Here is a 9571-nt window from a genome sequence, read left to right as displayed (position 1 = left end):
ATCCCCCTAAATCCCCCTTAAAAAGGGGGACTTTAAGGCGGTTTCCCCCCTTTTTTAAGGGGGGCTAGGGGGGATCTCTGAGTGCTTAACATTACAGGCGATCCCTTTTCAAACACCCTCTTACACCCCAAATTCCCGCTTGAGTTGGGCGACCCAGGACTTTACGCGCTCGTCCGTCAGGTCAGACTGATTATCTTCGTCGATTGCCAGTCCTACAAACTTGCCATTGCGTACCGCTTTCGATTCGTTGAAGTCATAGCCATCGACTGGCCAGTAGCCGACCGTTGTGCCTCCCAGCGACGAAATCTTTTCCTCTAAAATGCCCATCGCATCCTGAAAGTTGTCTGCATAGCCGACCTGATCGCCCGCGCCAAAGTACGCAACCTTCTTGCCAGAAAAGGCGATCGCATCTAGCTCGTCATAGAATCCTTCCCAATCGCTTTGCAGTTCGCCAATATTCCACGTCGGACAGCCCACAATCACGCACTCATACGCTTCAAAATCCTCAGGGCTGGCATCGGCAATGTCGATTAGTTCCACTACACCATCTCCGCCAAATTCCTTTTGAATTTGTTCTGCAATGGCTTGGGTATTGCCCGTTTGCGTTCCAAAAAATAGCCCAATCTTCGCCATAGTTTCTCCGACTTCTATCCATTGAACGTTCTAAAGAAAAGTGTTCTCCTCTCTCAATGGATCGTTGGAGCCATAGACACTCATGATCACATTCCGCTAAGCGTTCGGCAATCTTGCAAACCGCCTGCATTTTTGCCTGCATTTTTGCCTGCACCTTAGCCTGCACTTTTTAGCCTGCGCTTTAGCATACAGTTCGAGTCTACAGATCAAGCCTGTGCTGCAAGCCTACACCTCAATCGTATTCAGCGCCCGTTCCACACGGCGAAAATCGAAGCCCATTGCCCGCAGCGCGTGCCACAGGTGACCCTGCAAAAAGAAAAACGCCAGGAAGAAATGAGCATTTGCCAGCCAGCAGCGCGAGGTGTGTGCCCCCATTGGAAGCTCGACGGTATCTGCGAAATAGGGCGCAACACCGAGCTTGACCTCTAGCGGCGGCCCGTAGAACTCGACGGGATAGGCCAGCGTATTGACCGCACAGAAGTAGGCAGCGACGAAGCCGGCTAGCGCAATGCCGCCCAGCGAGTAGGATAAGATCGCTTCTCCGGAGAACGTTAGCACCTTCTTGGCCCAGTCCAGTGGCGGCACCAGGATATGCCAGATTCCGCCCCCAATTAGCATCAGACCCACATAGATATGCCCGCCGACCAAATCTTCCAGATTATTGACGCTAGCGAAATGGGTCTGGTAGCCATAAATCACTGCGGGGTCGAGGGTTGGGTTTGTCACCAAGCGCACCGTTTGCGTGGCTGCGTCGTATAGTCCGCCCCAATACATCGCCTTGGCCACCAGCAGCAGCGCTCCTGCACCCAAAAACAGCAGATGATGTCCGAGAATTATCCCAAGTTGTTTGGGATTATCCCAGCTAAAGTCGAAGAGGCGGGCGCGACCCGACGCAGCGGATAAATCTTCGGGGGCGCGGAAGGTATGGAACAGCGCTCCTGCACCCAAAACGGCTGACGAAATGAGATGCACGGCCCCGACTACAAAGTAAGGATAGGTATCGACCACTTCGCCGCCGCTGCCAACGCCCAGACCGAGCGTGGCCAGGTGTGGCAGCAGGATCAGTCCTTGTTCGCCCATTGAGCGCGTTGGGTCAAACCAGGAAATTTCAAATAGGGTGAAAGCACCGGCCCAAAAGGTAATGAGTGCAGCCTGGGCCACATGGGCTGCAATAAACAATCCAGAGAGATTGGCAAAGCGGGCGTTGCCGGCCCACCAGTCATATTTCACATCGGGATTATCGTAGGTTTGCATAAAGACAACTGTCCTCACATGTTAGGAACTGCAAGTCATCGAGGATTAATGAGAAATATCCTCAATAAGAAGCCTACCCCACAAATCGGAATAGTTCTCAATAGCAGTCCATAAAGTTTTGTATCAATCGTCGCAGCAGGCACAAAAAAGAGGGCGATCGCCCTCCCTAACCCAGACTTCGTTTCTGCGTGGCCCAGTGCGTTCTACACGCGCCGCCGCACCAGATAAAAGCAACTGCTGTAGGCTTTGCCCTGCTGCATCGACCAGTTGCCCGTAAACGGCGTAACGCTGCTGTCGTCTGCGGCCCGCACCAGCACGCTGTATTGCCCAGGCTTGAGGGTATAGGTTCCCTCTGCTCCTTTTTCGGGGCAGGATCGGGGAGGCGTGCTGTACACCTGACAGTCGCGGCAGGGCGGCAATTCGGCAAACTGCGGTTCTGGCCCGCTAAAGACAATGCGTAATACATTGGGCGAGTCGTTGCGAATTTTTACCACACTGCTGCTGTTGCCGGAAGACCCCAGGGGTTGTGGCGGCGGAATCTTGCCTGCGCCTGTTTCGTTGGCTTGGGCAACTAGCGTGCGGGCGATCGCCGCTTCAGCATCTCGCGCTTCGGTGGCGTTGGGATAGTCGTTCAGCACGCTGCCGTAATGCTGTATCGCGCCCGCGTAATCTTTTTGCGCCTCATCCTTTTTGCCACAGGCGAAGTGGAGTGCTGGGGCTTGGGTTGCGGGGTCAACCATGAGGTTTTGGTTCACCAGTGCCGTCATGCTGGAACAGACTTTTTCATCGGCCAGCGCGTCGGGACTATGCTGCTGAAACAGCGTCCTGGTCTGCTGTTGGACAGTTTCGCGGAGGGCAGTATCGGGGTTGAATGTCAAAAACTGGCTGTAGCTGACCAGCGTGGCGCTGGGGCCAGCCGCTGCTTGATCCGTGCCAATTTTCAAAAATTGTTCGCATTCGCCGCGCAGTGGGGTAGCGCGAGTCACGTATTTTTCAGCGTTGAGGTCTTGCAGGCGAGTAAATTGGGCGATCGCCGTTGGGCAGTCGCCTGTCTGGTAGGCGGCCTCGCCCTTGCGGTAAATTCCAGAGTTTCGCAGTTCTGGATAAACCACGCCGCCCAACAGCGCCAGCACACCGACCAGGCCCACCCAGAGCAGGGGGCGCTGGCGACGTGGAGACGCAGCAGGCGTAGCAGGAGGTGCAGTACGATGACTCATGGTTGGCTCCCGTTAGACGAGAAATGGGGTTACGCCAATTCCTATTGCCTACGCTGCTGCACCTATGTATTAACGTGAGAGGACGTTTGAAAAGTCCTACTGTTTGTAGCAAAGCGTGCAAGATCCCCCTCAAATCCCCCTTAAAAAGGAGGACTTTAAGGCGGGTTCCCCCCTTTTTAAGGGGGGCTAAGGGGGGATCTCTGAGTGCTTAACATTACAGGCGATACCTTTTCAAACACCCTCTGAGGTATTAACGTGAGTTCGAGGGTAGAAACGTTTGAAAGAAACGCTGAGGCTGGACTTGAAGTTAAAATAGCCCAGCCATGATTTCCATCGTATTGCGCCTCGATGTCATCCAAATCTTCTATAACCTTGACGACTCCTGCCAAGCGTCGGAGTCGAACTCATGTTCTGGCTAAGACAAGGGCGCGGTCTTCGCCAAATCGGTCTGCGCCACGTCGGACTGTAGGGCAGTCGAGGGCTTGGGTGTCGTTTGCAACGCCAACACTGCACAGGGGGCATGGTGCAACACATAGTTGCTAACGCTGCCCAGGAAAGCTTCCGTCAAGCCACTGCGGCCGCGCCGGCCCAGCAGCACCAAATCCGCATTCCACCCTTTCGCCAAGTCGCAAATGCCGCGTCCGGCATCGGTGCAGCGGTAGCTAAATTGGGTAGACACACCCTGGGCGATCGCCCCTTGACACAGATCATTCAGCCAGTCGCGTACCTCTTGGGTTTGCCGCTCTAGGTAGTTCTGCTGCGCTTCATAAGCTTGTGTCACCAGTTGTGGAGCTAGTCCCATTTCGCCTGGCAGCAGCATCGGGCCTAGGATCAAATCAGGGTTCAATGCGTGATACAGCATTAGCTCAGCGTTTTGCGTTTTCGCCAGCTCTAGCGCCTGTTCATAAATCGATTGCCCCAATGGAGATTGATCGAGTGCCGCCAAGATTTTCTTGAATGTCATAACGGTATCTCCCTACCAAATTGCAGCGAAGAGGGAATTTAACGAGGGTCATCATCAGAAGACGCGATGGAATGAATGCGTATTTCTGCCTACCTACAAGCTATCGCATTTTGCGTGGGTCATCTCAGGTTTGCAACAGGACTTTACGAGCTTGGGAGGTGGGAACGCAGGATGCAGGCTAAATTGCAGGCGGGCGGATCGAGACAAAATCGGCTTTGGTGATTTGGGCTTTGGCGATGCCGGGGAGGATGGCGAGGAGGTCGCTGCCGAGGCTGATGCGGGTGCTGACGCTGGAGCCGCTGCCCTGCTGCACGATTTTCAGCCGGGGAAAGCGTAGTCCGGGGGGGAGTCCGAGGCGATCGCCCCCATCCTGAAAATCCAGAATCCGGATTGACCCCGGCCCCCGCTCCAGCGCAAACACATCGCGCCCCTGGTTGCCCCGCAGTTTGTCGTTGCCCGTGCCGCCAAACAGCGTGTCGTTGCCGCGCCCGCCCGTGAGGGTGTCATTTGCGCCCAGTCCCAAGATCGTGTCGTTGCCGTTCAGTCCGGCGATCGCATCTTTCTGCGGCGTGCCAACCAGCAGATCACTCCCATTCGTTGCGCCTGCATCTTGAATGGTAATCGTTGCCAAATTTGCGTTCCCAATCAGCGTATCCAGTGTTCCCGCAAAGGGGTTATTCATGGGGGAAAGAGACAGCAGAATTGTTTCGTCTCCTTCCACAAATGCATCCCTGAGGATGGGAATTTCAATCGTCTTCTGGGATTCGCCAATGCCGAACGTGATCGTCTGCGGAAATGGCGCAGCGCCGAAATCTATATCGGGAGTTGCCGTTCCACCGGCGATCGCCACGCCGACCTGAGACAATCCCGCCAGCGTTCCGGTACGATTTAGCGTCAGGGTCGCAACGCCTGCGGTTTCGTTAATCAGCAGCGTGCTTTGGGCAAACTGCACGCTGGGCGCTGGCGGCAGGGGGGCGCTGGGCGCTGGGCGACGGCGGGTGTCATCAAAGGTGACGATGTGCGTGTGGTTGAAATTGCTGAGGCTTGAGCCATCACCGCTGCTGAGATCAGCTAGCTTAATCTGCTCGGTGGGGCCAGAGCCATCGGGATCGAAAAACAAGGATGCGGAAGAGTCACCAAAGCTACTTAAGGTAAGAATGAAGCGATGGTTGGCTGTAGTTGCGTTGCTGCCAATGACAAACTGGCTGGGTAAAATAGCGCTGTTGACAGTCAGCCCAACGTTGCGAAAGCTAGACGATTCTGCGGTTCCTATGTAGACACCAATTGTATCGTCTGCCAGGCTGAAGTCACGAATAAAATCGTCATCATTAAATCCGGGACGATAGGTGTAGAAATCGAAGCGATCGCGCCCATCTCCGCCTTCCGAAGTGTCTCGTCCTGGTCCACCCGATAAGTAATCATCCCCTGCATCACCAAACAACTTGTCGTTATCGGCTCCGCCCAAAATAACATCATTGCCGTTACCTCCGCTTAAAACATCTTGTTCGTCTGTAAAAGGGTTTTCAGAATCAGGGTTATCCAAGCCAGGGTCAGGATTGTCGCCATAGATGAGATCATCGCCCTCCATCCCATCAATTGTGTCCCAGCCTCCCTCGCCATAAAGCGTATCGTTGCCTGTACCACCATTTAGATAGTCACCTGCTGGGCGGGTATAGCTGGAATTTTGAAAATCTGTAATTCGGCTATTGCTGCCCCGCAGCAAGTCGTTACCAGCTTCACCGTAGAGCATGTCGTCGCCATTGCCACCTACTAGCCAATCGTCACCCTCTTCGCCCCGCACGGTATCATCGCTATCGCCTGTGTCAATTGTGTCGCTACCTGCCCCCGCATAGATCACATTGATGCCGCTAGTATCGCCAATGCCGCTGCCTGGAACGGTGTTATTTTCTGCTCCAAGCTGAATAGGCAACGGGCTTTGAGCATCTTCGATGATAATGATGATTTCCTTGAAGCGTCCGCCCGGAATGAGGCGAGGCGTGTTGAATGGGCGACTAGCACCATCAACTAAAAATGTTTTTGACAGGTAATCTGCCAATTGTTCTGGTTGAGGATAGGAAAATCGATAAGGGTCTGTGAAAACATCACCAGCGATTGCATCCCATGATTCTTTCAAGATATAAGTTTCCTGAGTAAAGCCGACTGTATCTGTCGGATCGAGCGATAGGGTAATCGTGTTAAATCCGTCTGTATCGTTGCCAATGCCGTCATTGTTGACATACAGCGGCAGAAAAAGCTGAGAGCGTCCCTGCAAATCCGCGTTAAAAGATAGCGGATCGATGGGGCTAAATGTTTCGCCTTCTGGCAGTTCCCAAACGGGTAAATAGTCGTTTATATCCCAGTCCACGCCGTCACCGTAGGGTGAGGAGTAGTTAACACCTTTTCCCTTGCCCTTCTTCTTTGCCATTGCAGGTTGTCTCCAGAAGTAATTCTCGAATATTCTCCAGGAAAAACTTGCATAATTCAGGAATTGATCGAAAAGTCTGAAGATTCTTGAAAACTCTCGTCAAATTAACGCTTTTAGCGATCTAGAGTGCCATTATGATCGAGAAAATGATTGGGCAGTGATTTGGATAGTTAATTCGGATAGTTGATTCGGACGCTTTAGCCATGCCGTCGCCTTTTCCTAGAATGGACCCCTATCTTGAAGGCTATCTCTGGTCAGGTGTACACAACGCCCTTGCCAACAAAATTCGGCAAATGCCCGTGCCGCTGCTGCGCCCTCGCTACACAGCGCGGCCGGAAGTGTACCGGGTCGAAGATACGTCGCCAGAGAGTGAAATTGGCATTTTGTATCCTGATATAGAAGTGCTTCAGGTGCAGCCGACTGAGGCGAGTCGCCAAACCGGCCCCGCGTCCCAAGGCGCAACGGCAACCACGCCTGCCCTCCTAACCCTGCCGCTGCTTCTACCCGTCGAGGTTCGCATTCCGACCATCGAGATTCGCGATACGGCTCAGAATCGGTTGATTAGCTGCATTGAAATTCTGTCTCCGGTCAATAAGCGAGAACCCGGCTTGAGCGAGTATCGCCGCAAGCGGCAACGGCTCTATCAAGCCAATGTGCATTTGATTGAGATCGATTTGCTCCGCAGAGGCGCTCGTCCGTATAATCATCCGCGCTTGCCTGTGGTGCTTTATCTGGTGACGTTGACTCGCGCCCATTCTGGATTAGTGGAGGTTTGGGCGATCGCCCTTGGGGATGAGCTACCCACCCTTCCCGTGCCGATGCAATCGCCCGATGAGGCAGTGCCGCTCGATTTGGGGGCAGCTTTGAGGGCAATCTACGACGAGGCCGCCTATGACTTGTCGATTGACTACCGCCAGCCACCGCCGCCACCCGCGCTCTCTGAACTGGACATGGAATGGCTGCGGTCACCAATTGAAAAGGCTTAGAAAAAATCGGGTGGACATCGCAATGGCACTTGCTGCTTCAACTTCCAATCAGGTCAACGATTTGCCCGTGTCCTACGCGGATGTGGCAGCGGCGGCGGCGCGGCTGGCGGGTGTAGCCCACCATACCCCCGTCATGACCAGCCGCACGGTGAACGATCGCACGGGCTGCGAGGTGTTTTTCAAGTGCGAGAACTTCCAGCGGATGGGCGCGTTCAAGTTTCGCGGGGCGTACAACGCGCTGTCGCAGCTTTCGCCCGAAGAGAAACAGCGGGGCGTGCTGACTTACTCATCGGGAAACCATGCCCAGGCGATCGCCCTCTCTGGCAAGCTGCTGGGCATCCCCACCACCATCGTCATGCCCGCCGACGCGCCCCAGGTGAAGCAGGATGCCACGCGGGGCTACGGCGCAGAAGTGGTGCTGTATGACCGCGCCGAAGCCGTGCGCGAACAAGTGGCCCAGCAAATCGCCCAGGAGCGCGGCGCAGTGGTGATTCCGCCCTACAACCATCCGCACGTCATCGCCGGCCAGGGCACGGCGGCAAAGGAACTGATCGAAGAGGTGGGCGAACTGGATTATCTGCTGGTGTGCTGCGGGGGCGGCGGGCTGCTGTCGGGCTGTGCGATCGCCGCCCACACGCTTTCCCCAAGTTGCCGGGTGATCGGCGTGGAACCCGCAGCCGGAGACGACGCGACGCGATCCTTTCACACCAAAACGCTGCAAACCGTGCAAAATCCCAACACGATCGCCGACGGCGCACGCACCCCCGCGCTGGGCAGCCTCACCTTTCCCCTGGTGCTGCACTACGTCCACGACATGGTGGCCGTGCCCGATGACGCGCTACTGCGGACGCTGTTTTTCCTGTGGGCGCGGATGAAGCTGGTGATCGAGCCAACGGGAGCGCTGGCGGCCACGGCTCTGCTGGAAGGCTACTTGCCGCAGGTGACGGGGCGCGTCGGTGTGCTGATCAGCGGCGGCAACGTAGACCTTCGGCAAATTGGGGCGCTGATGGCGGAAATCCTCCCCGCCGATAGGTGAGGAAACAGGAAGCCAGATGACAAAATATGAATGGGATAGCCATCTTGCTGCTTAACCCAACCCCAAATCCAAAACCCCAAACCCAAAATCCCAAATCTCAAAATCTAAATTCCTATGCCCCTGCGCGATCGCTTTCAACAACTCAGCGGCAAGACGCGGTTTGTCGTGTGCCGTATTTTTCTGCACCTAGCCGGCCGCGAGGTTGCGCCGCTGCTGGGCGTGCTGAACCAGGCTGGACAGCGGGCGATCGCCGCTGAGGGTGACCTGGACGCACTGGGCGAAGAACTCGTCACCATTTGTGACCACCTACTGGAATACGAATCCTACTGGCAATCCGCCGCCAACGAGGGCGATGTCTTCTGGGATGAGGGCGAGGCGGGCGACTACGTGACGGAACTCTTTACCGACTCGGCCCAGCGCTATGGCAGCGGTGCAGAACTGCTGGACTCGGACACAGAGGATGCAGAAACGCCGCTGATTCTGCCCATTACTCAAAACTTGGTGGTAATGATCACCGTCGCCTATGAAGGCGAAGTGCCTACCCTGGAAACCGACCTAACCAACGCCAGCGCCCTGCGAATGGGGCTAAAGTCCATCATCAACCTGCACCACAACGAAAAGCTGCGGGCGATTCAGGTGCATTTTTCCCCGGCGCAACTGGGCGACGAACTCACCTACGACGAGCTATTGCAGCACTACCCCGAACTTGTTCCCCTGTAGACTTCTAGCATGTTTGCCGAGCCTGTTTGCCGAGCCTATTTGCCGAGCCTGTTTCCTGTGGCGCTGTGACGGACTGCGCTTGGTTCAGGTCTTGCGTCTGGTTTAGATTAGAGTCAGGGCCGATTTTTGCCGATTTTTATTGAGCGTTCAGCCCGGTTCACTTGTTTTATCAAACCCTTGTCAACCTCAACGCCTGATAAGTTCCCTTCTTTGTTTCACCCATTGATTCTCATGATGCAGTTTTCTGTGCTTCGCAAGCTGGTTGCCCTCACGGCAGCCTTTACGCTGGCCTTCACCACGCTGGCCTGCTCGTCCTCTCTGGGAGATTCGGGGGGG

At 55.2% G+C, this 9571-nt stretch carries 8 protein-coding genes; 3 read left to right on the top strand and 5 right to left on the bottom strand.

The genetic code is table 11. The features are described 5' to 3' along the window. Positions 1-120: 120 nt before the first annotated feature. From fldA to IGS51_RS00745, 5 genes are all read right to left on the bottom strand, one after another. A complete protein-coding gene (fldA, locus tag IGS51_RS00765) occupies positions 121-633 on the bottom strand; it encodes a flavodoxin FldA (RefSeq protein ID WP_297074895.1) in 513 nt (170 codons plus the stop codon). A gap of 225 nt (positions 634-858) precedes the next feature. After that, positions 859-1887: a chlorophyll a/b binding light-harvesting protein gene (locus IGS51_RS00760; RefSeq protein ID WP_297074894.1), complete on the bottom strand. Its 1029-nt coding sequence runs from the start codon at positions 1885-1887 to the stop codon at positions 859-861. A gap of 203 nt (positions 1888-2090) precedes the next feature. Continuing rightward, positions 2091-3104, bottom strand: coding sequence for a hypothetical protein (locus IGS51_RS00755; protein WP_297074892.1), 1014 nt, complete (start codon positions 3102-3104; stop codon positions 2091-2093). A gap of 415 nt (positions 3105-3519) precedes the next feature. Next, positions 3520-4068, bottom strand: coding sequence for a universal stress protein (locus IGS51_RS00750; RefSeq protein WP_297074890.1), 549 nt, complete (start codon positions 4066-4068; stop codon positions 3520-3522). Positions 4069-4246: 178 nt separating this feature from the next. After that, positions 4247-6493: a Calx-beta domain-containing protein gene (locus tag IGS51_RS00745; RefSeq protein ID WP_297074888.1), complete on the bottom strand. Its 2247-nt coding sequence runs from the start codon at positions 6491-6493 to the stop codon at positions 4247-4249. A gap of 203 nt (positions 6494-6696) precedes the next feature. Here IGS51_RS00745 and IGS51_RS00740 point away from each other — a divergent pair, with 203 nt between their 5' ends. From IGS51_RS00740 to IGS51_RS00730, 3 genes are all read left to right on the top strand, one after another. After that, on the top strand, positions 6697-7479 hold the full coding sequence (locus tag IGS51_RS00740) for a DUF4058 family protein (protein WP_297074887.1): 783 nt from the start codon (positions 6697-6699) through the stop codon (positions 7477-7479). Positions 7480-7501: 22 nt separating this feature from the next. After that, on the top strand, positions 7502-8515 hold the full coding sequence (locus tag IGS51_RS00735; protein ID WP_297074885.1) for a threo-3-hydroxy-L-aspartate ammonia-lyase: 1014 nt from the start codon (positions 7502-7504) through the stop codon (positions 8513-8515). A 120-nt stretch (positions 8516-8635) separates the two neighbouring features. Further along, positions 8636-9235: a DUF1517 domain-containing protein gene (locus IGS51_RS00730; protein ID WP_367279219.1), complete on the top strand. Its 600-nt coding sequence runs from the start codon at positions 8636-8638 to the stop codon at positions 9233-9235. Positions 9236-9571 lie beyond the last annotated feature (336 nt).

The organism is Thermoleptolyngbya sp. M55_K2018_002 (genome assembly GCF_015295965.1).
Classification (GTDB): Bacteria; Cyanobacteriota; Cyanobacteriia; order Elainellales; family Elainellaceae; genus Thermoleptolyngbya; species Thermoleptolyngbya sichuanensis.
The sequence above is the reverse complement of the archived record's forward strand: the minus strand, read 5'-3'. Positions and strand labels throughout refer to the sequence as shown.

What these genes read in the sequence shown, in the direction of transcription:
- fldA (WP_297074895.1), bottom strand. Translation starts at nt 633, where the DNA reads ATGGCGAAGATTGGGCTATTTTTTGGAACGCAAACGGGCAATACCCAA.
- IGS51_RS00760 (WP_297074894.1), bottom strand. Translation starts at nt 1,887, where the DNA reads ATGCAAACCTACGATAATCCCGATGTGAAATATGACTGGTGGGCCGGC.
- IGS51_RS00755 (WP_297074892.1), bottom strand. Translation starts at nt 3,104, where the DNA reads ATGAGTCATCGTACTGCACCTCCTGCTACGCCTGCTGCGTCTCCACGT.
- IGS51_RS00750 (WP_297074890.1), bottom strand. Translation starts at nt 4,068, where the DNA reads ATGACATTCAAGAAAATCTTGGCGGCACTCGATCAATCTCCATTGGGG.
- IGS51_RS00745 (WP_297074888.1), bottom strand. Translation starts at nt 6,493, where the DNA reads ATGGCAAAGAAGAAGGGCAAGGGAAAAGGTGTTAACTACTCCTCACCC.
- IGS51_RS00740 (WP_297074887.1), top strand. Translation starts at nt 6,697, where the DNA reads ATGCCGTCGCCTTTTCCTAGAATGGACCCCTATCTTGAAGGCTATCTC.
- IGS51_RS00735 (WP_297074885.1), top strand. Translation starts at nt 7,502, where the DNA reads ATGGCACTTGCTGCTTCAACTTCCAATCAGGTCAACGATTTGCCCGTG.